Origin of the sequence: Arthrobacter cavernae (genome assembly GCF_017368795.1) — a bacterium.
In the GTDB taxonomy this organism is placed as follows: Bacteria; Actinomycetota; Actinomycetes; order Actinomycetales; family Micrococcaceae; genus Arthrobacter; species Arthrobacter cavernae.
Map to the genome: position 1 here is coordinate 19,891 of NZ_JAFNLL010000031.1, position 24,849 is coordinate 44,739.

22 protein-coding genes and 1 riboswitch are annotated in these 24,849 nt (G+C 67.9%); of the genes, 11 read left to right on the forward strand and 11 right to left on the reverse strand.

Annotated features, from left to right (window positions below):
• Window positions 1-279 precede the first annotated feature (279 nt).
• Entirely contained in the window at window positions 280-2,013 is a 1,734-nt protein-coding gene (locus J1902_RS12980; RefSeq protein ID WP_207616684.1) for a DEAD/DEAH box helicase, read from the forward strand.
• A gap of 125 nt (window positions 2,014-2,138) precedes the next feature.
• Here J1902_RS12980 and J1902_RS12985 read toward each other — a convergent pair whose 3' ends face one another.
• Window positions 2,139-2,789, reverse strand: coding sequence for an MBL fold metallo-hydrolase (locus J1902_RS12985; protein ID WP_207616686.1), 651 nt, complete (start codon window positions 2,787-2,789; stop codon window positions 2,139-2,141).
• 371 nt (window positions 2,790-3,160) lie between these two features.
• On the opposite strand from J1902_RS12985, the gene J1902_RS12990 reads away from it, so the two are divergent.
• Window positions 3,161-4,639 (forward strand): amino acid permease, encoded by a 1,479-nt coding sequence (locus tag J1902_RS12990; protein ID WP_207616688.1) that lies wholly within the window; start codon window positions 3,161-3,163, stop codon window positions 4,637-4,639.
• 132 nt (window positions 4,640-4,771) lie between these two features.
• Here J1902_RS12990 and J1902_RS12995 read toward each other — a convergent pair whose 3' ends face one another.
• Genes J1902_RS12995 through J1902_RS13005 form a run of 3 tightly spaced genes read right to left on the reverse strand, consistent with a single transcriptional unit; the run spans window position 4,772 to window position 8,510 of the window.
• Window positions 4,772-6,571 (reverse strand): cobaltochelatase CobT-related protein, encoded by a 1,800-nt coding sequence (locus tag J1902_RS12995; RefSeq protein WP_207616690.1) that lies wholly within the window; start codon window positions 6,569-6,571, stop codon window positions 4,772-4,774.
• 8 nt (window positions 6,572-6,579) lie between these two features.
• A complete protein-coding gene (locus J1902_RS13000; protein ID WP_307794447.1) occupies window positions 6,580-7,602 on the reverse strand; it encodes an AAA family ATPase in 1,023 nt (340 codons plus the stop codon).
• Entirely contained in the window at window positions 7,590-8,510 is a 921-nt protein-coding gene (locus tag J1902_RS13005) for an IclR family transcriptional regulator (protein ID WP_207616692.1), read from the reverse strand. The genes J1902_RS13000 and J1902_RS13005 overlap by 13 nt, the downstream gene beginning before the upstream one ends.
• Before the next feature lie 207 nt (window positions 8,511-8,717).
• On the opposite strand from J1902_RS13005, the gene xsc reads away from it, so the two are divergent.
• A complete protein-coding gene (gene xsc / locus J1902_RS13010) occupies window positions 8,718-10,622 on the forward strand; it encodes a sulfoacetaldehyde acetyltransferase (RefSeq protein WP_242701979.1) in 1,905 nt (634 codons plus the stop codon).
• Between the two features lie 84 nt (window positions 10,623-10,706).
• Here the strand turns inward: xsc and pdxR are convergent, their stop codons facing one another.
• Together pdxR and ald are read right to left on the reverse strand one after the other, a co-directional pair.
• A complete protein-coding gene (pdxR, locus tag J1902_RS13015) occupies window positions 10,707-12,173 on the reverse strand; it encodes a MocR-like pyridoxine biosynthesis transcription factor PdxR (RefSeq protein ID WP_207616694.1) in 1,467 nt (488 codons plus the stop codon).
• Between the two features lie 94 nt (window positions 12,174-12,267).
• Entirely contained in the window at window positions 12,268-13,389 is a 1,122-nt protein-coding gene (gene ald / locus J1902_RS13020; protein ID WP_207616696.1) for an alanine dehydrogenase, read from the reverse strand.
• Between the two features lie 232 nt (window positions 13,390-13,621).
• On the opposite strand from ald, the gene J1902_RS13025 reads away from it, so the two are divergent.
• The 4 genes from J1902_RS13025 to J1902_RS13040 are packed head-to-tail and all read left to right on the forward strand — an operon-like array spanning window position 13,622 to window position 18,053.
• The gene (locus tag J1902_RS13025; RefSeq protein ID WP_207616698.1) at window positions 13,622-14,986 is read left to right on the forward strand and encodes an aspartate aminotransferase family protein; all 1,365 of its coding nucleotides are present in this window, start codon (window positions 13,622-13,624) and stop codon (window positions 14,984-14,986) included.
• Between the two features lie 39 nt (window positions 14,987-15,025).
• Window positions 15,026-16,165 (forward strand): phosphotransacetylase, encoded by a 1,140-nt coding sequence (locus tag J1902_RS13030; protein WP_207616700.1) that lies wholly within the window; start codon window positions 15,026-15,028, stop codon window positions 16,163-16,165.
• Window positions 16,162-17,322, forward strand: a complete 1,161-nt coding sequence (locus J1902_RS13035; RefSeq protein WP_207616702.1) for a YeiH family protein — start codon at window positions 16,162-16,164, stop codon at window positions 17,320-17,322. Before J1902_RS13030 ends, J1902_RS13035 begins: the two co-directional genes overlap by 4 nt.
• An 11-nt stretch (window positions 17,323-17,333) precedes the next feature.
• Window positions 17,334-18,053, forward strand: coding sequence for a sulfite exporter TauE/SafE family protein (locus J1902_RS13040; protein WP_207616704.1), 720 nt, complete (start codon window positions 17,334-17,336; stop codon window positions 18,051-18,053).
• A 145-nt stretch (window positions 18,054-18,198) separates the two neighbouring features.
• Here J1902_RS13040 and J1902_RS13045 read toward each other — a convergent pair whose 3' ends face one another.
• The 3 genes from J1902_RS13045 to J1902_RS13055 all read right to left on the reverse strand — a co-directional run bounded on the left by J1902_RS13045 (window position 18,199) and on the right by J1902_RS13055 (window position 19,686).
• A complete protein-coding gene (locus J1902_RS13045) occupies window positions 18,199-18,585 on the reverse strand; it encodes a DMT family transporter (protein WP_207616706.1) in 387 nt (128 codons plus the stop codon).
• 2 nt (window positions 18,586-18,587) lie between these two features.
• Window positions 18,588-18,902 carry a DMT family transporter gene (locus J1902_RS13050; RefSeq protein ID WP_207616708.1) on the reverse strand — a complete coding sequence of 105 codons (315 nt, stop codon included), beginning with the start codon at window positions 18,900-18,902 and terminating at the stop codon, window positions 18,588-18,590.
• Between the two features lie 10 nt (window positions 18,903-18,912).
• A riboswitch (guanidine-III (ykkC-III) riboswitch) is annotated at window positions 18,913-18,978 on the reverse strand.
• A 78-nt stretch (window positions 18,979-19,056) separates the two neighbouring features.
• Complete coding sequence (locus J1902_RS13055; protein ID WP_207616709.1) at window positions 19,057-19,686, reverse strand: HutD/Ves family protein; 630 nt, start codon at window positions 19,684-19,686, stop codon at window positions 19,057-19,059.
• A 123-nt stretch (window positions 19,687-19,809) separates the two neighbouring features.
• On the opposite strand from J1902_RS13055, the gene J1902_RS13060 reads away from it, so the two are divergent.
• The 4 genes from J1902_RS13060 (at window position 19,810) to J1902_RS13075 (ending at window position 22,017) form a co-directional block, all read left to right on the forward strand.
• Entirely contained in the window at window positions 19,810-20,415 is a 606-nt protein-coding gene (locus tag J1902_RS13060) for a phosphoribosylanthranilate isomerase (protein WP_207616711.1), read from the forward strand.
• Between the two features lie 206 nt (window positions 20,416-20,621).
• Complete coding sequence (locus tag J1902_RS13065; protein ID WP_207616713.1) at window positions 20,622-20,972, forward strand: ArsR/SmtB family transcription factor; 351 nt, start codon at window positions 20,622-20,624, stop codon at window positions 20,970-20,972.
• Window positions 20,969-21,430, forward strand: a complete 462-nt coding sequence (locus J1902_RS13070) for an SRPBCC family protein (RefSeq protein ID WP_207616715.1) — start codon at window positions 20,969-20,971, stop codon at window positions 21,428-21,430. The genes J1902_RS13065 and J1902_RS13070 overlap by 4 nt, the downstream gene beginning before the upstream one ends.
• 185 nt (window positions 21,431-21,615) lie before the next feature.
• Window positions 21,616-22,017 carry a YccF domain-containing protein gene (locus J1902_RS13075; RefSeq protein WP_207616717.1) on the forward strand — a complete coding sequence of 134 codons (402 nt, stop codon included), beginning with the start codon at window positions 21,616-21,618 and terminating at the stop codon, window positions 22,015-22,017.
• On the opposite strand, the gene J1902_RS13080 is transcribed toward J1902_RS13075, so the two are convergent.
• Both J1902_RS13080 and J1902_RS13085 read right to left on the reverse strand, forming a co-directional pair.
• Window positions 22,014-23,735, reverse strand: a complete 1,722-nt coding sequence (locus J1902_RS13080; protein ID WP_207616719.1) for a sialidase family protein — start codon at window positions 23,733-23,735, stop codon at window positions 22,014-22,016. The two genes, J1902_RS13075 and J1902_RS13080, sit on opposite strands and share 4 nt — an antisense overlap.
• A 141-nt stretch (window positions 23,736-23,876) precedes the next feature.
• Entirely contained in the window at window positions 23,877-24,848 is a 972-nt protein-coding gene (locus J1902_RS13085; RefSeq protein ID WP_207616721.1) for a hypothetical protein, read from the reverse strand.
• Between the last annotated feature and the right edge of the window lies 1 nt (window position 24,849).

Here is a 24,849-nt window from a genome sequence, read left to right on the forward strand (position 1 = left end):
AAACTCGAAGGTGGGGGCGGCCGTGGCAAGGCCATATCCGCGCGACTGCTAGACTGGACCTACTTGATGTGCAGTGATGCCCGCTTTGTCCCGGATTCGGGTTGTGGGCTTTTTTCATGTGAGAGGCACATCCTGCGTCGATGAACGCGTTCTCTCTGGTCCCGGCCACGGCTTCATGCCGACCGGTAGATCACTGACTTTTTCCTCGGCGAACCCTTGGCCCAACCGGCGTCGGGGGACGATGTCCGCTGGACACCGCCAGAAAGACCCAAGAAACACATGACTACTTTTGCTGCCCTTGGCACGCCCAAGGCCATCGCCGAGTCCCTCGCCGCTGATGGCATCGAAGAGGCCTTCCCCATCCAGGTCAAGACCCTCCCGGACACCCTCGCCGGCCGCGACGTCCTGGGCCGTGGCCGCACCGGCTCCGGCAAGACCATCGCCTTCGCCATTCCGCTCGTGGCACGCCTCGCCGAGCGCGAAGCCAAGCACTTCCGCAAGCCGGGCCGCCCCATGGGCCTGGTGCTCGCGCCGACCCGCGAGCTGGCCACCCAGATCAACGCGACCATCGAGCCGCTGGCCAAGGCCATGGGCCTGAACACCACGGTGATCTACGGTGGCATCTCCCAGGCCCGCCAGGAAAAGGCGCTGCGCGCCGGCGTCGACATCGTCATCGCCTGCCCGGGCCGCCTCGAGGACCTCATCCGCCAGCGCATCCTGACCCTCGAAGCAGTCGAGGTCACTGTGCTGGATGAGGCCGACCACATGGCCGACCTCGGCTTCCTCCCGGTGGTCAAGAAGCTCATGGACATGACCCCCACCCAGGGCCAGCGCCTGCTCTTCTCCGCAACCCTGGACAACGGTGTTGACAAGCTGGTCAACCGTTACCTGTCCAACCCGCTGACGCACTCCGTGGACGATCCCCAGGCCGCCGTCACCACCATGGAACACCACGTCCTGGTGGTCAACGACCAGACCGTCAAGAAGCAGCTGATCGTGGAACTGGCCTCCGGCGCCGGCCGCCGCGTCCTCTTCATGCGCACCAAGCACCACGCCCGCAAACTTGCCAAGACCCTCACCGACTGCGGCATCCCCGCCGTGGACCTGCACGGCAACCTGTCGCAGAACGCCCGTGACCGCAACCTGGCCGAGTTCTCCAGCGGCGAGGTCCGCGTCCTGGTGGCCACCGACGTCGCGGCCCGCGGCGTGCACGTGGACGACGTCGAACTCGTCATCCATGTTGACCCGCCCACAGAGCACAAGGCTTACCTGCACCGCTCCGGCCGTACGGCCCGCGCAGGTTCCGACGGCACCGTGGTCACGCTGACCCTCCCGGAGCAGCAGGCCGACGTCAAGAAGCTCATGAAGGCTGCCGGCGTGGACGTCTCCTTCGAGCGCGTCACTGCCAACTCCCCGCTGGTCGCCGAGCTGGTGGGCGACGTTGCGGACAAGGTTGACCCCCGCACCCGTGCTGCACTGCTCGCAGCGAAGGCTCCGCAGCAGGGCGGCGGCACGTCCACCGGTGCCAACGCCCAGCGCAAGCGCAGCCGCCGCACCACCCAGGCCGCACCCACAGCGGGTGGCCGTGGTGGGCGCGGTGGCCGTGGCAAGGTTGGCGCCGAGCCCGTGCGCACCGACATCAACCGTGCGGACCGCCGCGCGGCAGCCAACGACGACGTCGCGCGCAGCTCGCGTGGCCGCGGCGCCGCCGGCTCGGGCCACCGCAACGACGTTGCCGGTGCGCAGGGCCAGAACAGCCGTTCGGGCCGTCCCGCAACGGGCCAGCGTGCCTCGGGTGGCCAGCGCTCGGCAGCGGCTCCGCGCACGGAATCCGCCACGTCTACGCGCAGCACCGGCAACAAGGCCGTATGGTCCTCGAACACGGGCGGCACGTCCGGCGGATCCTACGGCGCAGGTTCCGGCAACTCCGGTCGCGGTGGCTCCGGCCGTCCGGCCCGCAGCGGCCCGCGCCGCGCCTCGGCTCCGGCGTCCAACGAACGCCGCGGCCGCTAATCCCCACCGGCCCCCTAACCTCGCAAGCTCGGCCAGGGAACCCTGCCGGCGTGGGCCCAGCGCCGTTTTGAACATTCAAAACGGCGCTTTTCGGGCACCGGTCGATCTCTGAAACGTGCTGGTCCCTACCAGCCGCGGGCGCGCCACTCGGCCAGGTGCGGCCGCTCGGCCCCCAGGGTGGTCGGATCGCCATGGCCCGGGTGCACCACGGTGTCGTCCGGGTAGGCCTCGAACAGCCGCTCCGTCACGTCGTCCAGCAGCGAAGCGAACCGCACGGGGTCGTTGCCCGTGTTGCCTACGCCGCCCGGGAACAACGAGTCGCCGCTGAAAATGTGGGCCGGCCCTTCCGGATCGTCGTAGACAAACGCGATGGACCCCGGGGTGTGCCCGCGCAGGTGGACGGCGGTGACCTCGAACCCATCAAACGTGCTGACATCCCCGTGCTCCAGCACCACGTCCACGGGCACGGGCAGTTCGGGGGCGTCATCCGCGCCCGCCGATGTCCTGGCGCCCGTGGCTTCCACCAGGCCCGGCAGCGCCCGGACATGGTCCCAATGCTGGTGCGTCGTTGCAATCTGCACCAGCGTGGGTTCGGCCGTGGTGTCCGCGGCCGAGTCCGCCAGCATCGCCTGGATGGCCGGAAGGTCGTCCGCGGCATCAATCAGCAGTTGTGCGCCGCTGGCCTTCGAGGTCAGCAGGTACACGTTGTTGTTCATCTCGCTCACCGAGATGCTCCGGATAGTGATGTCACGCAGTGAGTGAATAAGCGAATCCATCCGCCCAGTCTACGGAGCGGCCCACTCACGCGGCCCTTGCTGCGCCGGCCCCGCCGTGGCCTCCACGGTTTCCACTATCGGAACGCGGAGGCCACGGCGGTGCCGGTGGGGTCATCTTCGGGCCGGACTGCATCCATGGGAGACTTTCTGGACCCACTCTTTCACCGCTGGCTCCCTCTTTTCCGCGTGATCTGGCACTGTGCACCTCCACCTCCCTTCCGTAGCTTTGGGGCTACACCAGGAGGAGTGATCGGGATCACTCGGCAGGAAGCAGTGGGGACCGATACCTCCGGTGGACCTGGCTTCGCGCTTCGTGGCGCGGGCACCGAAGTGCACTTCAACGGGTTTCGTCAGAGCATCTTGGAGGAAACGTGTATCAAGCCGAACCCCGGCAGGCCGACAACGTCGGTCTCAGCAAGGGCCTCAAGAACAGACACATGAACCTGATCGCCATTGGGGGCGTCATCGGTGCCGGGCTGTTCGTCGGCAGTGGCGTTGTGATCAGCAGTACCGGCCCTGCGGCCATCATCTCGTTTGCGATCGCAGGCGTCATCACCTTGCTCCTCATGCGGATGCTGGCCGAAATGGCCGTGGCGCGTCCGGTGGTGGGCTCTTTTTACGTCTACGCACGGCAGGCACTCGGCCAGCGGGCCGGGTTCGCCACCGGCTGGATGTACTGGTATTTCTTTGTGATCGTGGTGGCCGTCGAGGCGATTGCCGGTGGCCGGATCATCCAGCTGTGGTTCCCCATGGTTCCGCTGTGGATGCTCAGCCTGGGCCTGATGGTTGTACTCAGCGCGACGAACATGGTTTCCGCCCGCTCCTTCGGCGAATTCGAGTACTGGTTCAGCTCCATCAAAGTGGTGGCCATCGTCCTGTTCCTGGGGCTGGGCGTCCTGTGGATCACCGGGCTGTGGCCCGAATCGACGCCGGGCATCGCCAACTTGTTTGACCACGGCGGCTTCACGCCGCTGGGCTGGGGAGCCGTGCTGGCCGCCGTCGTCCCCTGTGTGGCTTTCTACACCGGTGCGGAAATCATCACCATTGCGGCCGCCGAGTCGGAAAACCCCGAGCGCTCCGTCAAGAAGGCCATGCGTTCCATCGTGGCCCGGGTGGTGACCTTCTACGTCGGCTCGATCTTCGTGGTGGTGGCGATCCAGCGGTGGGATGCCGAGAGCGTCGGCGTGAGCCCGTACGCGGCCGTGCTGGACGTCCTGGGCATCCCGGCGGTGTCCACCATCATGAACTTCATCGTCCTCACCGCGGTGCTCTCGTGCTTGAACTCCGCGCTGTACACCACCTCTCGCATGCTGTTCGCCCTCACCCGCAACGGGGATGCGCCCAAGTTCTTCACCAAGCTCTCCAGGAGCGGCGTTCCGCGCCGTGCGATCCTGCTGGGCACCACCGTGGGGTACGTTTCCGTGGTCTGTGTCTACGTCTGGGGCGATGTGGTGTTCGCCTTCCTGGTGAACTCCTACGGTGCCGTGGCGCTCTTCGTCTACCTGGCCATCGCCCTGTCGCAGGTGGTGCTGCGCAAGCGGCTGGGCCGCGAGGATCCGGCGGCGCTCAAGCTGAAGATGTGGCTGTTCCCGTGGCTGAGCTACGCAACCATCGCGCTGATGCTCTCCGTGATCGCCGCGATGGCCCTGCTGCCCAGCACCCAGAGCCAGTTCGTGATGAGCGGTATCACGCTGGTCGTCATCCTCCTCAGCTACGAGGTCCGCAGACGTTACGGCCGGAAGCCGTCGGAGGAGGCCGGCAACGATGCCGCAGAGCTTCCGGTGGATCCGTCCCTGGACGCCGCGGCCGAGCCGGACCCCGACAAGCAGCCGGTAGCGGCCCGCCCCTGATCTTCCGCCGGATGTCCGTCCGGTCCGCAAAGCCCGCCGCGGGGAAGTGCCAATGGAGGCACCTCCCCGCGGCGGGCTTTGGTGTTTAACGGCTTTGCGACAGTGTTCCGGGTGGCTGCGCGGCGGGTTGCGTCAGCGGCGTCCGGCCAGCAGGGCCAGGACCTGCCCGACGACGGCGGCGCTGCTTCCGCGCGAGAGGTCCAGTGCGATGTTCCTGCGGTAGTACGGCGAGAGGTCCAGCCCCACGCCCAGTCCGAAGATTTCCGCGGTGCCGGCGGCTTCGTGGGCCGCCACGACGTCCCGCAGGTGCTGTTCCAGGTAGTGGCCGTCGTTGGCCAGGGCGGTGGCACCGTCCGTCGGGCTGCCGTCGGACACCACCAGCAGGATCCGGCGCTCGGAACCGCTGCCCCCGGCGACGCTTCCCCGGACGCCGCCGCTCCCGGCGTCGCTGAGCCGCGCGCAGGCCCAGTCCACGGCCTCGCCGTCCGCTCCTTCGCGGAACAGGTCCTTTTTCATCAGCCCCGCAATGGCCGGGCGGGCCAGACGCCACGGGGTGTCGGCGTCCTTGAACACCAGGTGCCGTACCTCGTTGAGCCGCCCCGGATGCGGGGGCCTGCCGGCGCGGATCCAGTCCTTCCCGGCCCGGCCGCCGTTCCAGGCCGCCGTGGTGAAGCCCAGGACTTCGCAGCGCGCCCCGGCAAGTTCCAGGGCGCGCGCGTAGACGTCCACCAGCGCGGCCACGGCGGCGCTGTGTTCCTTCATGGACCCGGAACAGTCCACCAGGAACGTCACCGTGGCATCGCTCCGGGGCTCGGTCCGTTCGGTCCGGAACACCCTGCGGTCCCCGGAGGACGTGACCAGCCGGGCGAGCCTGCTGCCGTCGAGGCGCCCTTCCAGGGCATCGCCGTCCCAGCCGTCGTGGACGGCGGTGGACAGCACCGCGCCCAGGGCACGGCCGAGCCGGGGCACGTTGATGCCCTGCCGTGCAATGTCGTCGTCCAGCTGTTGCCGGTAGCCGCGCAGCAGTTCGGTGCGGACCAGCTCCGTGGCCTGGAACTCGCGGTCGTAGGCGGTGGTGAAGCGGCGGTAGCCACCCTCTCCGGTTTCGAGCGCCTTGCTGCGCCCATACGCGGCGGTGGGGACGGCGTCGTCGTTGCTGTCCTGGTCGAAGAGCAGCGGGAACTGCGCCCGGCCGCCGGAGCGGGAGGGCCGCGCCTCCCGGGCCTCCAGGTGCTCGCTGATGGCGGCGACGGTTTCCGCGATGGCGAGGGCGTGGCGGGCAAAGCGGGATTGGGAGAACCGTTCCCGCCGCAGGGCAGCCAGGTGAGTGCCGAGGTACGGGGCAAGATCTGCCCGGGTGGACTCGATCCGGTCCTCGAAGTCCGGGGCCATCGGCTCGGCGGTGATCCGCGCCCGGCAGACCTGGGCGACGGTGAAGAGGATGATTCCCAGGGCCGTCTCGGCGAGCGTGGACGCCTCGAACTCGCGGGACCATTGCAGGAAGCGGCGGTTCAGGTTGGCCCGCACCCCCGGCATGGCGGCGTCGCCCAGCGATTCGGCGCGGAACTGTTCGAGCATCTCGAACACCAGCATCCGTGCGGGCGTTGCGGGGCAGAGCTCCGCATGCAGGGCGGCGTCGCTGTGCAGCAGGCGCAGCGCCATGCCGTCGGCCGCGCCGCGGAAGGCATCCAGGTCCGTGCTGTCCATACCCGGATGGAGGTGGGGCGCCGGCATGGCCACGGGGGCGCTCTCGCGGTACAACGCCGGGCCGCGGAAGTGCAGGCCGGGCTGCCCGCTGAGCGCGCGCAGGGCGGCGGCACACAGCTCAACGGTCTGCTTCCGGCGGCGGAGCGAGGCGGCCGCGAGCTGCCGGGAGGCGGTCTCCGCCCGTTCCTTCTCCGCCTGCTCCGTCTGCTCCGCCAGGGAGGCCATGGCGTGGCCTATCCGGCCGCGGCGGCAGCGAAAACAGCGGCTGGCTGCGGTTCGGCGGGCAGGTAGCCCGCCGTCCTTGGCGCTTCCAGTTCGCGGTCGAAGCAGCGCTGGAAGTATTCGGCGATGAGCGGCTGCTCGGCCTCATCGCACTTGTTGACGAAGGACAGCCGGAACGCCTTGCCGGCATCGCCGAAGATCCCGATGTTCTCGGCCCAGGTGATGACGGTGCGCGGGGACATCAGGGTGGACAGATCGCCTACCCGGAAACCGTCCCGCGTCAGCTTGGCCACGGCCACCATGGACGCCACCAGTTCCCGGCCGGCCGCGTGGTCCAGCTCGGGGACCCGGGCCAGGACGATCCCGATCTCGTCCTCCGCCGGGGGATGGTTCAGGGCCGCGACGATGTTCCAGCGGTCGATCTGCGCATGGTTGAGCCGCTGGACACCGTGGTACATGCCGTTGAGGTTGCCCAGTCCCACGGTGTTGGCCGTGGCAAAAAGCCGGAACCCGGGGTGCACGTCGAGGACGCGGTTTTGGTCGAGCAGAGTCAGCTTGCCGTCGCGCTCCAGCAGCCGCTGGATCACGAACATCACGTCCGGCCGGCCGGCGTCGTACTCGTCCAGGATCAGGGCCACGGGCCGCTGGATGGCCCAGGGGACGATCCCCTCCTGGAACTCGGTGATCTGTTTGCCGTCCTTCAGGACCACGGTGTCGCGGCCCACCAGGTCAAGCCTGCTGATGTGGCCGTCCAGGTTCACCCGCACGCAGGGCCAGTTCAGCCGGGCGGCCACCTGCTCGATGTGCGTGGACTTGCCTGTGCCGTGCAGGCCCTGGAGCAGCATCCGCCGGTTCCGGGTGAATGCGGCCAGGATGGCCAGCGTGACGTCGTGGTTGAAACGGTAGGCGGGGTCCACCTCGGGGACATGCTCGTCGGCTTCCCGGAAGGCCGCCACCTTGAGGTCCGAATCGAGATGGAACACCTCGCGGACGGACACCATTTCGTCCGGCATCAGGCGGCTCAGCTGGTCCACAGCTCGTCCTCCGCCCCGGCAGTGCGGCCGCCGGTGACGCTGCGGCCGCCGGTGATGCCGCCGTCGGAGGTTCCGTCGGAGGTACCGTCCGCGGTGCCGGAACCGGACTCGGCCTCGATCAGGCTGATCGCCGCCGCGGCACGCTGCAGGGCAGGGAGCAGTTTCAGCCCCTTCTCGGGGGTGAGGCGCATGACCGGCGCCTGCACGGCGACGCAGAGGTTGGACACTGCATTGGAGGTGGGGACCAGCACGGCCACGCAGACCATGCCCGGCAGGAATTCCTCGTCATCGATCGCGTAGCCGTCACGGCGGACGCGCTGGAGTTCCTCCTCGATCAGCTCGGGGTCCGTCACGGTCTTGTTGGTGAAGCGCTCCAGCGGGGCGGCTGCAATGAGGCGCCTGCGCTGGGCCGGGCTGAGCTGGGAGAGGATCATCTTTCCGCTGGCCGAGCAGTGCACGGGAACCCGGGAGCCGGGCTGGAGCGTGATCCGCAGGGGCTCGGAGGTTTCGATGCGGTCCAGGTAGACCACCTCGCTGCCGGACACCGCCGTCACGTTGCAGCTCTCGCCCAGTTCCGCGACCAGGTTGCGCAGCACCGCGTGGCGGGCGCCGTGGTGCATGTCGTTGATCAGCAGGTTCTCCGCCATGCGCCGCAGCCGGACCCCTGTGCCGTAGTGCCGGCCGTTGTTCTCCCGGATCAGCAGGCCGGAGCCTTCCAGCTGCTGCAGCATGCGGTGCAGGGTGGGCTTGGGCGTGCCCGTTTCCTCCACCAGGCCCTGGAGGGTGAACAGCTGGTCCTTGGTGGCGATCAGTTCCAGCAGGGAGAACAGCCGCATGGTGGGGGTGTCCCCGGCCAGCTCCGTCGGCGCCTGTAGGGCGGGCTCACCGAGCCTGTGAATCTCAGCCATTTGTTGTCCTCCACGTGGTCAAACCGCACTGTATTCGGCGTCTATATCAAGAATATCGTACGTGCCGTTCCGAATATTTGAAATACCCGTTGACGTTGTTGCCATTTTGCCATAATCTCGGCATCAGCACCAAAACAGGAACGTTGCGTTCCATTTTTTTATATTTCTAGCGTATCTGGGCGAAGTCCTGGAGGAGGAGCAGTCAACATGAGCCAAGACACCGCCGAACTCTCATACGTTGCCGGCAACGGCACGGCAGAAGCTCTCGTCACCGAGTCAACCGCGGCACAGGGCAATGGCGCCCAGGCGGCAGCGGCCAGGCCCGCCCGCGAAGTCGTCAAGGGCGTGCAGAAGATGACGCCGTCGGAGGCCTTCGTGGAGACGCTGGTCGCCAACGACGTCACCGACATTTTCGGCATCATGGGTTCAGCCTTCATGGACGCCATGGACATCTTCGCCCCCGCAGGCATCCGCCTGGTTCCGGTGGTCCACGAGCAGGGCGCGGCCCACATGGCCGACGGCTATGCCCGTGCCAGCGGCCGCCACGGCGTGGTCATCGGCCAGAACGGCCCGGGCATCAGCAACTGCGTCACCGGCATCGCCGCAGCATTCTGGGCGCACAGCCCCGTGGTCATCGTGACGCCGGAAGCCGGCACCACGGGCATCGGGCTCGGCGGCTTCCAGGAAGCCAAGCAGCTGCCCATGTTCCAGGAATTCACCAAGTACCAGGGCCACGTGACCCACCCGGCCCGCATGGCCGAGTTCACCGGCCGCTGCTTCGACCGCGCCATGTCCGAAAACGGCCCCACCCAGCTGAACATCCCGCGTGACTACTTCTACGGCGAGATCACTGCCGAGATCCCGCAGCCGCGCCGCGTGGACCGCGGCGCCGGCGGCACCAAGAGCCTGGACGAGGCCGCGGCCCTGCTCGCCACGGCCAAGTTCCCCGTGATCGTCTCCGGCGGCGGCGTGGTCATGGCCGACGGCGTCGAGGAATGCAAGGCGCTCGCGGAACGCCTGGGCGCCCCGGTGGTCAACAGCTACCAGCACAACGACTCCTTCCCGGCCAGCCACCCGCTCTGGGCCGGACCGCTCGGCTACCAGGGATCCAAGGCGGGCATGAAGCTCATCTCCCAGGCCGACGTCGTGATCGCCCTCGGCACCCGGCTGGGCCCCTTCGGCACCCTGCCGCAGTACGGCCAGGCCTACTGGCCCACCGAAGCGAAGATCATCCAGATCGACGCCGACCACACCATGCTCGGCCTGGTCAAGAAGATCAGCGTGGGCATCTGCGGCGATGCCAAGGCCGTGGCAATCGAACTGGGCAAGCGCCTGGACCAGCTCACCCTGGCCTGCGACGCCACCAAGGCCGAGCGTGCCGCCACCATCAAGGCCGAGAAGGAAGCCTGGGAGGAGGAACTCACCGCGTGGACCCACGAAAAGGATGAGTACAGCCTGGACATGCTCGAGGAGCACAAGAATGAGGAAGGCAACTGGCTGTCCCCGCGCCAGGTCCTCCGCGAGCTTGAGAAGGCCATGCCGGAGAACGTCATGATCTCCACCGACATCGGCAACATCAACTCCGTGGCCCACAGCTACCTGCGCTTCGAGAAGCCGCGGAGCTTCTTCGCCCCGATGAGCTTCGGCAACTGCGGCTACGCCCTGCCGACCATGATCGGCGCCAAGGCCGCGGCCATGGACCGCCCGGCCGTGGCCTACGCCGGTGACGGCGCCTGGGCCATGAGCATGGGTGAAGTCCTCACCGCGGTCCGGCACGACATCCCCGTCACGGCCATCGTCTTCCGCAACCGCCAGTGGGGTGCGGAGAAGAAGAACCAGGTGGAGTTCTACAACCGCCGCTTCGTAGCCGGCGAACTGGACAACGGCGAGAGCTTCGCCGCCATGGCCCAGACCATGGGTGCCGAAGGCATCGTGGTGGACCAGCTCGACGAGGTGGGCCCCGCCCTCAAGCGCGCCCTCGCCGCCCAGATGGAAGAAGGCAAGACCACGGTCATCGAGGTCATGTGCACCCGCGAACTGGGAGATCCCTTCCGTCGCGATGCCCTCGCCAAGCCGGTCCGCACCCTCGAGAAGTACAAGGACTACGTCTAATCGGAACGGCACGACGCAGACACAAAGATTCCCCGGACCGAACGGTCCGGGGAATCTTTGTGTGCACGAGTGACGCCGCCGGCCCTAGCCTTCGGCGAGCAGTTTCTTTGCCTCCTCGCCCACGCGGGCGAGGCCCTCCGGGATGGAGCGCGCGGGTATGGCGCCGAAGCCGATCCGGAAGCAGTTCCGTGGCGGATTCTCCTGGCTGAAGAAGATGTCCCCGCGTTCGATCAGGACGCCGCGCTGTTCAGCACGGCGCACCAGTTCCACGGCATCCAGCCGGGCGGGGCCTTCCACCCAGAGGCTGACGCCGCCGGGCGGGTATGGGCCCTGTTCCCACGGCAGGCACTGCGCGGAGACCTGGGTGACCGTTTCCCAGCGCGTCTTCAGCTGCCGCCGGTGGCGGCGCAGGGCGCGGTGGTAGTCGCCGCTGTCGATCATCAGGGCGAGGGCGCGCTGCATGTGCCCGGGAGGGTGACGCACTTGGTACCGCCGCACGCGGCGCAGTTCGGTGATCAGTTCCGCGGGGCCAACCAGGAAGCCCAGCCGCAGGCCCGGCGAGAGGAACTTGGAGAACGTGCCCAGGTACAGCACGTCGCCGGTGGAGTCGAGGGCTTTCAGCGCGGGGCTGGGGCTTCCTTCGTAACGGAATTCGCTGTCGTAGTCGTCCTCGATGAGGACCGTTCCGGAGGCGGCGGCGAGCTTGAGTAGACGACGGCGGCGCTCCATGCTGAGCGTGACGTTGGTGGGGTGGTGGTGGCTGGGGGTGACGTACAGGAGGGCGGTGCCGCTGAGTGTTTCGGGGAGGCAGAGCCCGTCTTGGTCGACGTCGATCCCGTAGACCTGGGCGCCGGTGCGCAGGAAGATGTGGCGGGCGTCAAGATAGCCGGGGTTCTCGATGCCCACGCGCTGGTGCGGGCCCAGCAGCGTTCTTGCCAGCAGGTCCAGTCCCTGCTGGGAGCCCACCGTGATGAGGATTTCATCCGGCCCGGCCTCGATGCCGCGTGCCGGGAGGATCTGGCGGCGGATCATGTCGATGAGCATGGGGTCGTCCGCGCCCACGCTGTCCTGGAGGCTGGCGAAGCGGTGGGGCTGGTACAGGGCCTCGCGGAGGCTGCGGACCCAGGCGGTGGCGGGGAAGCTGTGGACATCCACCTGGCCGGCGACGAACGGGTACGGGTACGTGTACCAGTCGGGCGTCTTTTCCACCTCCGGGATGCCTTCGTCGGCGTAGCGCCGCATCCGGGAGGACCAGTCGATCACCGAATCCGTGGCAGGCACCTCGGCCTCGGCCGCGGCTATCATCTCCGGGTTGACGAAGATGCCGCTGCGCTCATGGCTGAGCACCAGGCCCTCGGTGAGCAGTTCCTGGTAGGCCAGGTTGATGGTGTTGCGGGCAACCTTGAGCTCGGCGGCCAGCTCCCGGGAGCTGGGGAGCCTGCGGCGTGAATCGAAGATGCCCACGGCGATGCCGTGCTCGATGACGCGGCGGACCTGCCGGTACAGGGGTTCGCTGGAACTGCGGTCAATCTCTATGAGTGTCCGTGGCACGATTCGCCTCCCAAGCTGCGCGATGAAGTATCAGGACCGAAAGAAGCGGGGGAGTTCAGTATGAACTCCCCCGCCAAGAATTTCTCTTTGTACTTTAGCTACGGGCCAAAGATTCCAGTGAATCAACGACGTCGATGCCATGCGCCGCGCCCACCGCGGCGTTGGTGAGGCGCCCGCCCAGGGTGCTCAGGCCAGCGCGCAGTGCAGCGTTCTCGGCCACGGCCCGCTCCACGCCCTTGTCGGCGATCTGCAGCACGTACGGCAGCGTGACGTTGGTCAGCGCATAGGTGGACGTGTGCGGGACGGCGCCGGGCATGTTGGCCACGCAGTAGAACACCGAGCCGTGGACGCGGAAGGTTGGTTCCTGGTGCGTGGTGGGGTGCGAATCCTCGAAGCAGCCGCCCTGGTCGATGGCGATGTCCACCAGGACGCTGCCGGGCTTCATGCGGGAGACCAGCTCGTTGGAGACGATCTTGGGCGCCTTGGCTCCGGGCACCAGCACGGCGCCGATGACCAGGTCGGCCTGGATGACCTCCTGTTCGATGGCGAGCTGGTTGGCGGCGAGGGTGCGGACCCTGCCCTGGTACATGCGGTCTGCGGCGCGCAGCTTGTCCACGTTCTTGTCGAACAGGACCACGTCCGCCCACATGCCGGCAGCCACGGCCACGGCGTTCATGCCGGAGACGCCTGCGCCGATGATGACCACACGGGCAGGTGCCACGCCGGAGACGCCGCCGATCAGGACGCCGCGGCCGCCTTCGGGACGGGTCAGGCACTGTGCGCCCACCAGGGGAGCCAGCCGGCCGGCCACCTCGCTCATGGGGAACAGCAGCGGCAATGAACCGTCGTCGAGCTGGACCGTCTCGTAGGCGATGGAGGTACTGCCGGCGTCGAGCAGGGCCCGGGTGCAGGCCTCGTCGGCGGCCAGGTGCAGGTACGTGAAGATCGTCAGGTCCGGCCGCATGCGGTGGTATTCCTCGGCGATCGGCTCCTTGACCTTGAGCAGCAGGTCCGCGATGGCCCAGACCTCATCGGCCGTCGGAAGGATGGTGGCTCCCTCCACCGTGTACGCATCATCGGAGATGGACGAGCCCTCACCGGCGCCGGCCTCAATGAATACCTCGTGCCCGTGGGCAACCAGCTCGTGGACGCCGGCCGGCGTGACGGCTACTCGGTATTCGTGGGACTTGATTTCCTTCGGGATGCCGATCTTCATTGTGACCTCCGTGTTGTCGATGGGGTGCGCTGCAAGTGAGTCCGCCGTGCGGGCTGCGCAGCATTATCGAAGTATGGTCTGGTCCAGGATGGGACCAGAAGGACCAGATGCGCGTCAGGTGAGGGGACCAAACTGGACCCCTCAGCTGGGCCCCATGTGGCACTGATGCGGGCCAGGGCCCCCGGCCTAGGCTTCGAACATCGCTACTCACCTCGACAAGAAGGAGATGGTCTTGGACGCCTCCACACTCCGGGCCCGGGCCCGGCGCCACCTCGGACCCCACTTCACCCGCAAGGACACCTGGGACAGCGAGTTCCCGATCTTCGTCCGCGGCGAAGGAAGCTACCTCATCGACACCGAGGGGGACCGCTATCTGGACGGCCTCGCCGGCCTCTTCTGCGTGAACATGGGCCACGGCCGCCAGGACATCGCCAAGGCCGCCAGCGAGCAGATCAGCACCCTGGCCTACGCCTCCAACTGGGGTGCCGCCCACCCGCCGGCCATCGAGGCCGCCGCACTCATCGCGGAGCTGGCCCCCGGCGACCTCGGCACCACGTTCTTCGTCAACTCCGGCTCCGAGGCCGTGGAGACGGCCCTGAAGTTTGCCCGCCAGTACTTCCGCAGCCAGGGCCAGCCGCAGCGCACCAAGGTGATCAGCCGCGACATGGCCTACCACGGCACCACCATGGGTGCCCTGTCCATCACGCAGCTGCCCAAGATCAAGGATCCGTTCGGCGAGCTCCTGCCGGGCATCCGCAGCGTCCCGAACACCCTCGGATTCACCGGCGACTGCGGCCCGGTCACCGAGCTGGACTGCTTCCGCGCCATCGAGCGCGTGGTCCTGGAAGAGGGCCCGGAAACCATCGCGGCGATCTTTGCCGAGCCGGTCCAGAACGGCCGCGGTGCCCTCGTGGCGCCGGACGGCTACTGGCCGGCACTGCGCGCCCTGTGCGACAAGTACGGGATCCTGCTGGTCTCCGACGAGGTCATCTGCTCCTTCGGGCGGCTGGGCCACTTCTTCGGCTACGGCGTCACCGGCGTCGTCCCGGACCTGGTCACCTTCGCGAAGGGCTCCACCTCCGGCTACGCCCCGCTGGGCGGTGTGATCGTCCGCGAGCAGCTGGTCCAGGAGCTGTTCAACTCCTCCAAGGGCGGCGTCTTCACCCACGGCGCCACCTGGGGCGGGCACCCGGTCTCCACCGCCGTCGCGGTCGCCAACATCACCGCCATGCGCGACGAAAACGTCCTGGGCAACGTCCAGGAACAGGGACCCAGGATCCTGGCGGCACTGGAGTCCCTGAAGAACTCGCACCGCTGCGTCAAGGCAGTCCGCGGCACGGGCTTCTTCTACGCAATCGAACTCATGGCGGACAGCTTCAGCGGCCGCGAACTGAGCGAAGCGGAGTCGCTGAAGGTCCTGCGCGAGGTCCTGCCCGAGTCCTTCAAACGGACCAAGGTGATCCTGCGCGGCGACGACCGCGGCGCCACCATGATCATGATCTCCCCGCCCCTGGTGGCGGATTCCGAGGTCCTGTCCGCGCTGCTGCACGGCGTGGACGGCATGCTCACCGACATCGAGAAGGCCGTCCAGCCCTAACCACCGCACCCGGTTTGTCGCCTGCGGAGGCGTCCCCCCGTGGACGCCTCCGCAGCTTCACTGTTCGAGACGAGAGGTACCACCATGGCGACGGCGATTGTTGAGAAGCGCAGTCCGCAGGCAGTGCCGTCCGCGGGAAGTGCGCTGTTTGAGCGCTGGCGCCAGGAACTGTCCGGCCGCGGCCGGGTGGTCGGATTCGCCGACGGCGAGGACGAGCGTGCCGTCCGGGCGGCCAGCGCGCTGGCCGCGGAAGGAATCATCAGCCCCCGGCTCATCGGCAGGAGCGCCGAGATCCGGCGTCTGGCGGACAAACTGGACTGCGTGCTGCCCGGCGAGGCAATCCTCGACGTCGGCGGGCTGGCCGGCGACGGCAGCATCGCCTCGCTGATCGGGGAGGCGTACGCCCGCAAACCCGAACAGCTGCCCCAGGCCAGGCAGGAACCGGTCCATGTTGCCGCGGCCGCATTGCGGGCCGGGTACCTGGATGCCTGTGTGGCCGGGGCCGCGACGCCCACGGCGCTGGTGCTCCGCGCCGCGCTGCGCGTGGTGGGCCTGGCTCCCGGCTGCACCACCCTGAGCAGCTCCTTCCTGATGCTGCTGCCCGACGGAAGGGAACTGACGTTCGGCGATTGCGCCGTCGTTCCCGATCCTTCCGCCGCGCAGCTGGCGGACATCGCCGTCTCGGCAGCCGCGATGCACCAGGCGCTGACCGGGCAGCCGCCGAAGGTGGCGATGCTGTCCTTCAGCACCCGGGGCAGCGCCGCCCACCCGCAGGTGGACAAGGTCAGGGCCGCGATGGAGATCCTGCGGACCCGCCAGCCGCTGCTGGACGTGGACGGCGAACTGCAGTTTGATGCCGCGCTGGTCCCCGCCATCGGGGCGGCGAAGGCGCCCGGCTCGGAGGTCGCGGGCCAGGCAAACGTCCTGGTGTTCCCCAGCCTGGACGCCGGCAACATCGGCTACAAGATCACCGAACGGCTTGGGGGAGCAGTCGCCGTCGGCCCCATCCTGCAGGGTCTGGCGGCACCCCTTAACGATCTGTCCCGCGGTTGCAGCGCCGCGGACATCGCATCCGTTGGCCTGTTGAGCGCCATGCAATCGCTCTCCGTACTCGAAAGAAAGGAGATCCGGCCCGAGCAAGGCGCAAGCCCGCTGCGGGAGGATCGCAGACGACCATGACACAAGACGTTGCCACCCCCGTAGGAAGCAGTAAACCGGCAGGAAGCGGCGGGCCGGTAGGAAGCGGCACGCCCGCCGGGGCGGACAAGAAGCATGGATTCCTCTCCCGGGGCCTGCGGAACAAGCGTCTGCCCGGGCTCGCCCTGGCGGCGGCCGCCGTGGCCCTCGCCTGGCTTGTCCACGCGGCCGTCCCGGTGCTGCCCTTCCTCACGGTGGCCGTCATCCTGGGCATCCTCGCCGCCAACCTGCCCGGGATCGGCACGGCAGTGGAAGGAGTCATGCAGCCCGGGCTGGTGCTGGCCGCCAAGAGGTTCATGCGGCTCGGAATCGTGCTGCTCGGACTGAAGCTGAGCCTCATCGACGTGGCAGCCCTCGGCTGGGCCACGCTGGGGATCGTGGTGGGCATCGTCCTGCTGACCTTCGTGGGCACCCTGCTTCTGGGCAAGGCCTTCAGGCTCCCGGGCGATCAGCCGATTCTCCTGGCCGCAGGCTTTTCCATCTGCGGTGCCTCCGCCATCGGGGCCATGAGCGGAGTGACCAAGACGGACCACCGCGGCACCGTGGTGCCCATCGCGCTCGTGACGCTGTGCGGAACGCTGGCCATCGCTGTGCTGCCTGCCCTCAAAGGTCCGCTCGGCCTGGACGAGGTGCAGTTCGGGCATTGGGTGGGTGCCAGCGTCCATGACGTGGGGCAGGTGGTGGCCACGGCGCAGACGGCAGGAACCGCGGCCCTGGCCGGGGCCCTGATCATCAAGCTCACCCGCGTCCTCATGCTTGCTCCGATGGTCACCGGTGCCGCCCTGGTGCAGCGCTACCGCAGCCGGTCCCGGAATCGGTCTCAACAGGGTGAGTCTCAACTCAGCCAGGCAGCCGGCGGCACCGAAGAAGGCAAGCCCACGTTCCCGCCCTTGATCCCGCTCTTCGTGGCCGGGTTCATGGCGATGATCGTGCTGCGGACGCTGGGCATCCTGCCGCATGCGGTACTGGAAGGCGCCGCAATCGCCCAGGATCTGCTGCTCGCCGCGGCGCTCTTCGGACTGGGGGCGTCGGTGCAGATACGGTCCCTGCTTCACACCAGCGGAAGGGCGATCACCGTCGCCATGCTCTCCTGGGCTCTCATCGGAGTACTCGCCTACGTGGGGGTACAGCTTATTTAGGAACGGACGCCATGACCACCACGGAACTCATCATCGCGGCGCTCATCGTCGCCGTCGCCGTGGTGGCACAGGCCTGCACAGGGTCCGGATTCGGCATCGTCTCCGCACCGCTGCTGCTCATCATCAGCCCGCACCTGGTGCCCGGCCCGCTGCTGCTCGTCTCGGTGGTGGTCATGCTGTTCGTTACCTGGCAGAACCGGCGGGGACTGCGGCACGTGGATCTGAAGCTGGCCGTTGCCGGGTGCCTGCCCGGTGCCCTTGCCGGTCTGTGTGTGCTGCCCCTGCTGAACGGCAAATGGACCGGGATGATCGTTGGCGGGCTGGTGATGGCCAGCGTGCTCACCGGACTCACGGGCTTCCACATCCCGCAGAACCGCTGGTCCCTGTTCCTTGCCGGGCTGATCGGCGGGGTCCTGGGGACGGTCGCCTCGACCTCAGGGCCGCCGCTGGTGGTCGTCTACCGCACCGGGGAGCCGGACCGTTACCGCGCCAACCTTTCCCTGTTCTTCCTGGTCGCGTCCCTGATTTCCTTGCTGGTGCTGGCCGGCTCCGGCGCCTTCGGTGCCTCGGATCTGCTGCTCTCCGGTTGGCTGCTGCCGGGCGTTGCCCTCGGGGCGCTGGCATCGCGGCCGGTGGTGAAGCGGATTTCGGCCGCGGCCATCCGTCCAGCCGCCCTCAGCCTGTGCCTGCTGGCCGGTGTGAGCCTGCTGGTCAAAGGCGCTCTGGCGTGAGGGGTTCGGTGGTGCCCTCGGCTTACAGCCCCGGTGCCCGATGGAGGCGAGTCCTGCCCGTGCCCGCCGCGCCGACGCTCCGGCCCAGTTACCTGGACTCCGCCGGCTCATTCGCCGCGGAGCGGCCCTGAAATCCGGGGTGCCGCTACGGTGCCTTGCGAAGCAACTGGGCAGGAGCGTCGGGGACTTCGGCCTTGCCCGCCGGCAGCGCCTTCAGCCCGGCCGCGCAGCCCACGATTCCGGCGATGAACAGCAGCTTGAGCGGGCTGGCGGGTTCGACGCCGGTGGCCATGGCCCAGCCGACCGTCAGCGCAGCGCCGATCCCCACCCAGACGGCGTAGGCCGTGCCCAGCGGGATGCGCTTCACGGCCAGGCCGAGCCCCGCCATGCTCAGGGCAGCCGTCACGGCGAACACCAGTGTGGGCGCCAGGCGGGTGAAGCCATCGGACAGGCCCAGGGCCGTCGCCCAGATGGCTTCGAGCACGGCGGAGGCAAGCAGGATGGTCCAGGCGAAACCGGTCTTCGCGGCCATGGCTACGCCACCACCTTCAGGCCGACCACGCACGCGGCGATGCCGCAGAGCAGCAGGAGGCGGGCCGCCGTCGGGCGCTCAACTTTGGTGATGATCGCATAGGCGGAGGTCAGCACGACGCCGACGCCCACCCACACCGCGTAGGCGGTGCCGGTGGGGATGGACTGCATGGCGATGGCGAGGCCGGCGGTGCTGGCGATGACCGAAACCAGGAAGACGAGCACCGGAACGGGCCTGCGGAAGCCCTTGGAACGGTGGAGTGCGGCGGCCCAGACGGCTTCGAGCGCGCCGGAGAAAATGAGAATTGCCCAGGACATGGCGGTTTCCTTTGGCCAGTCTTGTCGCGTGCCGGGTACTGAACCGTCGTCCGGAGGTTCCAGAGCGGAACCTTCGTTTCAGGTTAGCAACTCCCGTGCGCGGTGGCCACTTATGGTGGCAAGGCTCACCACCGCCGCGCCGTTCCGCGCGCGGCTAGTGCGTGTGCGGGACCTGGTCGATCGACACCACGGCCAGGAAACCGCGGCCAAGGATCTCGGGGCTGCGGAGGTCCGAGCCCACCACGGCGTCGTACCGGGCGAGATCCACGGGTTCGGCGGGTGGTGCCGGGGTTAGGTCAGCGCCGTCCTCAGCGTCTTCCGCGGCAGCGCCCGGAACCACGGAGGCCTTGCCTTCGAGCAGGATCGCCAACTGGCCTTCGAATACGGGGTGCGCCCGCTTCTTGGAGAGCTCGATGATGGCCGTGTGGCCCTTGTAGGCGCCCTTCTTGGCGATGACGTTGAGGTCGCGGATGTCGCCGGTGGGCAGTGCCCCGCCGGAAGCCGCATCGCCGGAGAAACGGAAGGGGCGGTATTTCTCCAGGGGGTGCTCGCCGCCGTCGACCGTCAGCAGCAGCAGCTCGCCGTCGATCACCGTGATGACCCGCTCCATGCCCGGGAAGGCCGAGAAGTCGCCGGCCTTGGAGACCTCGGCGATGCTGACCCGCCAATCCCAGGCGTCGTCCTGCGACGATGCCGCCTGCGGGCTGCTGGCCAGTTCACGGGTCACCCCGCCGCCGTTGCGCCACGGTTCGGGTCTGATCTCGGCAAAACGGATGATCTCCATGGGCCTAAGCCTAGCCGGGCACTGCCCGCTCTCGCGCAATGACGGCCCTGTTCAATGATGCCCGCGTCCCTTGCTAACGTCGTAGGAGAGATTTGAATCCGGAAGGGAGCTGGAGGCGCGGGAATGTTCGTCAAAGTGTGTGGCCTGAGCACGGCCGAGTCTGTCCAGGCTGCGGTCGATGCCGGGGCGGACGCCGTCGGCTTTGTGCTCACCGCCAGCCCGCGCGAAGTCACCCCGGAGCAGGCCCGCGGGCTGCTTGCGGGCGTGCCGGACGGCGTGGCCGCGGTGGGCGTGTTCCGCCACGAGCCGGCCGCCGACGCCGTTGCCACCGCCCGCGCCGCGGGCCTGGAATGGGTCCAGCTGCACGGTCACCGCACTGCCGAGGACGTCACAACAGTGCACGACGCCGGCATGCGGCTCATCCGGGCCGTCACCATGGGTGCCGCTGCGGAGGAGTTCGGGGACCTGGGCGAGGAAGTGTTGCTGATCGACGCCGCCGTGCCCGGTTCCGGGGAGTCCTGGGACTACGCCTCGGTCCGGGCCAAGGGCCTCGGCGGCCGCAAGTGGCTGCTGGCCGGCGGGCTCGCCCCGGAGAACGTCGCCCAGGCCGCGGAAGCGGCAGCTGCCTGGGGCGTGGATGTCTCCTCCGGCGTCGAATCCTCCCGCGGTGTCAAGGACCTCGCCCTGGTGCGCGCCTTCGTGAACTCCGCCAAAGCCGCCAAGGACTGAGCGCTCCTCCGACGCTCTCTCACCTTTGGCGCCTTTTTCGCGGACCCTCTCTCACTTTTGGTGCCTTTTTCGCCGATCCTCTCTCACTTTTGCCCGACGGCGGAGGGCGCCCAAGGTCGCCAAGAACTCTTGACAAGCGCAGCCGTCGGGCAGATATTTAACGCATCGGCTAATTAGCTGAATTGTTAAATACGAAAGTGCCCGCAATGTCCACCGACCGGCTCAGTCTCATTTTCTCGGCGCTCGCCGACCCCACCCGCAGGGCCATCCTGGCCCGGCTCGCGGAGGGCGATGCCACCGTAAACGAGCTCGCGGAACCGTTCAGCATCAGCCTCCCCGCGGTGTCGCGGCACCTGAAAGTCCTGGAAGCCGCAGGGCTCATCAGCCGCAGCCGGAATGCCCAATGGCGATCCTCCAAACTGGAGGCCGAACCGCTGCGCGAAGCCACCGAATGGATGGACCGCTACCGGCGCTTCTGGGATGCCAGCTTCACCCGTCTCGATGAGCACCTTCGCAGAATCCAGCACGATTCACAGAAACCAGGAGTCAAGCAATGAGCACTGAACAAAGCACCGAGCAGCACATACTCACCATGACCCGGGAATTCGACGCTCCCCGCGAGCTCGTTTTCGAGGCGTGGATGGATCCGGACCAGCTCACCAAGTGGTTCGGGCCCGTTGAAGTGGAGGCGCCCCGGGACAAGATCATCGTCGAGCCGCGGGTGGGCGGCATCTGGCAGGTGGTCATGACGTGGACCGAGGACGGCGAAGCCAAGGAAGGGCCCATCGAAGCCGTCATTACCGCATTGGAGCCGCCCGCACTCCTGGTGGCGACCGCGAAGGGCGGCCCGGAATCCGGGAGCGAGGTCCTCGAAATGCGTCTCGAGTTCGAGGACCTCGGCGGACGCACGCGGCTTCATCTCACCCAGGGCCCGTTCGACACCACCGAATGGATGGAAATGACGCGCGAGGGCTGGGGGACCTCCTTCACCAAGCTGGACGGCGTCCTCGCATAGGCGCGTGATTCGCAGCAACGGCAACCCCCCCGCACCAAAGGTGAGAGAGGGGTTGCCGTTTCGGGCCCCAAAGGTGAGAGAGCGTCGGCCGAAAAGCCTCCAAAGGTGAGAGAGCGTCGAAGATCAGGGGCGACTCGGGGCATACCCCTAGGCATTCGGGACGTCCAGCGCGGGAGAATTGAGACATGAAAACGCTGCTCAACATCATCTGGCTCGTCTTCGGCGGCTTCGTCCTGGCCTTGGGGTACTTCGCGGCGGGCATCATTTGCTGCGTGCTCATCGTGACCATTCCGTGGGGCATCGCTTCGTTCCGGATCGGCGCCTACTGTCTGTGGCCGTTCGGCCGGATGGTGGTGGAGAAGCCCGGCGGAAGCGGCGTCTTCCCCCTGCTCGGCAACGTGATCTGGCTGCTGGTGGCCGGCATCTGGATCGCGATCGGCCACGTGGTCACGGCCGTCGCCATGGCCATCACCATCATCGGGATCCCGCTGGCCATCGCCAACCTCAAGCTCATCCCGGTCTCGCTGATGCCGCTCGGCAAGCAGATCGTCCCGAGCAACCAGCCGTTCGTCAGCAGCTACCGCTAAAACGCAAGCACCGCTCCGGTGCGCAGATCGAAACGGAACCCGCGCTCCAAACGCACAACACCGCCGTCGGCCGCTGCCGTGAAGCTGAGCTCAAGCGTCTCCCGGACCAGGTCCGCTTCCGTGACCGTATAGACCGGCGTGAAGTAGAGGGCCTGCTCGCCCGGCAAAAGGTCCGCGGGCGGGAAGTCCGCCGCGTTCGCGTGAGGACCGTGAAGTACGACGCCGGCAGCCGGCCGCGTGCCTTCGTTGCGGACCCGCCCGGTGAAGGCGAGGATGTCGCCGGCCTTGTAGCCCGGGGTGATGGGGCCGTAGTTGAGGTCCTGGGCCGCGCGGGTGCCGAGGACCTGGTCCTGCTCCGTGTAGCCCTGGCCGATTTCCTTCCAGGTCTGGACGTCCCATTCGCCGTCGCTGTCCGAGGGGATCACATGGAACTCGCCGGCGTTCTGCCAGACGGCGGGGCGGCCGGGCGTGATGGAGCGCAGTTCCATGTGGAAGACGAGGCCCGCAGGTTGCGGGGCGGGCACACGCCCAGCAGCGGCAAGCTGCGCCGTCAGCTGCCCCGTCAGCTGCCCCGCAGGCACCGAGGCGAACACGATCTCGCGATACCCCTGCCGCTCGTACAGGACGCCGATGTTCCCGTCCGGAAGCCGGGCCGCCGTCGAGTAGGCCGAGCTGCCCTCGCACAGGAGCAGCTTGGCCAGCCAGCTGGCGCCGTTGTCCGTGGACAGGCTCAGGACGGTGTTGCGGCGCAGGTGGGTGTCCTGGTTGTTGCTGGCGAGCAGCCAGGAACCCGTCTCCGGCACATCCCAGGAAGCAACCGTCGGCAGGCCGTCGAAGCGCACCAGGGAGCCGTTGTCGCTGGGGTCCGGAAGATCCTCCACGGACTGCAGCGGGCTCCAGCTCTGCCCGCCGTCGTCGGACACGGCCGCCAGCCGGCGGGGCGTGGCGCGCGAGTGCAGCAGCAGCCGGCCGTCGTCCAGGCAGGCCACCTTGTTCTCGTTGGGCCCGATGCCGTCCGGGCCGGCACCGATGAGTTCGCCCAGCGTCCAGTTCTCGCCGTGGTCGTCGCTGTAGGCCGAGGCCGCCATGATGGCGCCGTCCACCAGAAGCACAAACTGCTGCACCAGCCTGCCCTTGAACCGGCCGGTGTGGACCTGGATGCCCTGGCCTGCCGACGCGAACAGGCCCGTAATGCCGCGCTTGCCGGCACCCGCGCCGCCCTGTCTTGCGTCGGGCTGACCCAGCTTGAGCTGTTCGGTGAGCCGGCGGTGCTGCCAAGTGGCGCCGTCGTCGTCGGAAAAACTGACGTCGGCGTGCTGCACGTCGTCGTCGGGCTCCAGGCCGGCGACGGCCTCGAAGAAGCCAGCGTGCGTCCCGGCCGCGTGGAACATGAAGATCCGGCCGGTCTCGGCGTCCACCAGCAGGCTCGGATCGCCGTAGCCGTTGAGCCCCGCGCCCGTGCGCACCAGCTGCTGCTCGCCCCAGGTGCGGCCGTTGTCCGTACTGCGCCGGAGCAGGAGGTCGATGGGGTTGGGGAGGTCGTCCAGGTTGGGGCGGCCGTCGTAGGCGGCCAGGAGCGTGCCCTTCGTGCTGACCGCGAGCGCCGGGATGCGGTACTGCCGGTAGCCTCCGGTGCCGCGCACCGCCAGGACATGCTCGACGTCGGGACGGGCCTGGGGGAGTGTGCTGCCGCTCGCCGGAGGGAGGTAGGAGGTCATATGTCCATGATACGAGTCGTGCGCAAGCCCCGGCCGGCTCCCGTTCGGTTCATTCTCGCCGTCGACCCCGTGTTATGCGAGGCCGTCAGGAAAGCGCCGGCGGGCGGAGCGATCTGAACGCCGGCGCTTTCCTGTGGATTGTCAGTTGTTGAGTTCCAACGACGTGATCATGGCCTTGAGGTTCTGGTACTCGGCCGTCTGCATGTATGCCCGCGCCTCGGCCACTGAATCGAAGCCGGGGCCAGTGCCGCCGACGCTCACTTGGACTGCGTCAGCAAAGCTGAGCATGCCCATGGACGTTGAGACCGCCGCATAGAACATACATGCAGTATCGCCCTTGGGGAGTGAGCCGGCATCCAGCAGTCCAACCACGGTGTGGATTTTGCCGCCCCTGGCCGTTTCATCGATGATGGCGTAGCCGAACTCAACCGACCTCCCCTGTGCCCACGGCTGGGTGGCCGACGGGACGGCAGCCCTATCAAGGACGCTGAAGGGAGCCGGAGGACCGGAGCAGGCTCCGCCAAGACCCCCACCCTGCGATAGCTGCAGGGTGGACATCGTCTCTCCGGTTTCGTTGTAGACCCTGACCACACTGGATGGGTAGCTGGGGGTTCCGGCCGGTTCCTCCACTGCAGTCCACCCAGCCGGCAGTTTGAAGGAGACCTTCCCGTCTCCGCTTGTAAAGGCGGTGGCTTGCGGGGCAGCGGGAACAACGGGGGGCGGCCCTGGCAGAGTCGGCACTGGCAGAGTCTGCGCAGGGGAAGGGCCGGCTGCCGTACTGGAGGCCGGCGTCGGCACCTCTTGTGTGGATGCCGGAGAGCTGGGCGAGCCGCTCACTGCAGGTCCGGCGGGAGTAGCCTCCGGCAACCTCAGGTTGCCCGCCACGACGATGCCGGCCGTCACGGCGGCCGCCGTCATGGCGAGCAGGCCCGCTGCAATGGCACGGCGTCTCTTCCGGGCGCCGTCAAGGTTGACCACCTTGGCATTGCCGGTGTCGCTGAACGTCCGGATGCCGGTGAGCATCCCGGTCAGCTCAGTCTCACCGTCGGGCGGGCCCGCCGGAAAGTCATTGAGCGGGTCGGCCCCCGTTACAAGGGACTTGATGGAATCCATG

Excerpts from the sequence above, each read along its gene's own strand:
- J1902_RS12980 (WP_207616684.1), top strand. The coding sequence starts at position 280 with ATGACTACTTTTGCTGCCCTTGGCACGCCCAAGGCCATCGCCGAGTCC.
- J1902_RS13055 (WP_207616709.1), bottom strand. The coding sequence starts at position 19,686 with ATGGAGATCATCCGTTTTGCCGAGATCAGACCCGAACCGTGGCGCAAC.
- J1902_RS13060 (WP_207616711.1), top strand. The coding sequence starts at position 19,810 with ATGTTCGTCAAAGTGTGTGGCCTGAGCACGGCCGAGTCTGTCCAGGCT.
- J1902_RS13065 (WP_207616713.1), top strand. The coding sequence starts at position 20,622 with ATGTCCACCGACCGGCTCAGTCTCATTTTCTCGGCGCTCGCCGACCCC.
- J1902_RS13050 (WP_207616708.1), bottom strand. The coding sequence starts at position 18,902 with ATGTCCTGGGCAATTCTCATTTTCTCCGGCGCGCTCGAAGCCGTCTGG.
- J1902_RS13085 (WP_207616721.1), bottom strand. The coding sequence starts at position 24,848 with ATGGATTCCATCAAGTCCCTTGTAACGGGGGCCGACCCGCTCAATGAC.
- J1902_RS13035 (WP_207616702.1), top strand. The coding sequence starts at position 16,162 with ATGACACAAGACGTTGCCACCCCCGTAGGAAGCAGTAAACCGGCAGGA.
- J1902_RS13075 (WP_207616717.1), top strand. The coding sequence starts at position 21,616 with ATGAAAACGCTGCTCAACATCATCTGGCTCGTCTTCGGCGGCTTCGTC.
- J1902_RS13005 (WP_207616692.1), bottom strand. The coding sequence starts at position 8,510 with ATGGCTGAGATTCACAGGCTCGGTGAGCCCGCCCTACAGGCGCCGACG.
- J1902_RS13080 (WP_207616719.1), bottom strand. The coding sequence starts at position 23,735 with ATGACCTCCTACCTCCCTCCGGCGAGCGGCAGCACACTCCCCCAGGCC.
- J1902_RS13040 (WP_207616704.1), top strand. The coding sequence starts at position 17,334 with ATGACCACCACGGAACTCATCATCGCGGCGCTCATCGTCGCCGTCGCC.
- xsc (WP_242701979.1), top strand. The coding sequence starts at position 8,718 with ATGAGCCAAGACACCGCCGAACTCTCATACGTTGCCGGCAACGGCACG.
- J1902_RS12985 (WP_207616686.1), bottom strand. The coding sequence starts at position 2,789 with ATGGATTCGCTTATTCACTCACTGCGTGACATCACTATCCGGAGCATC.
- ald (WP_207616696.1), bottom strand. The coding sequence starts at position 13,389 with ATGAAGATCGGCATCCCGAAGGAAATCAAGTCCCACGAATACCGAGTA.
- J1902_RS13045 (WP_207616706.1), bottom strand. The coding sequence starts at position 18,585 with ATGGCCGCGAAGACCGGTTTCGCCTGGACCATCCTGCTTGCCTCCGCC.
- J1902_RS12995 (WP_207616690.1), bottom strand. The coding sequence starts at position 6,571 with ATGGCCTCCCTGGCGGAGCAGACGGAGCAGGCGGAGAAGGAACGGGCG.
- J1902_RS13070 (WP_207616715.1), top strand. The coding sequence starts at position 20,969 with ATGAGCACTGAACAAAGCACCGAGCAGCACATACTCACCATGACCCGG.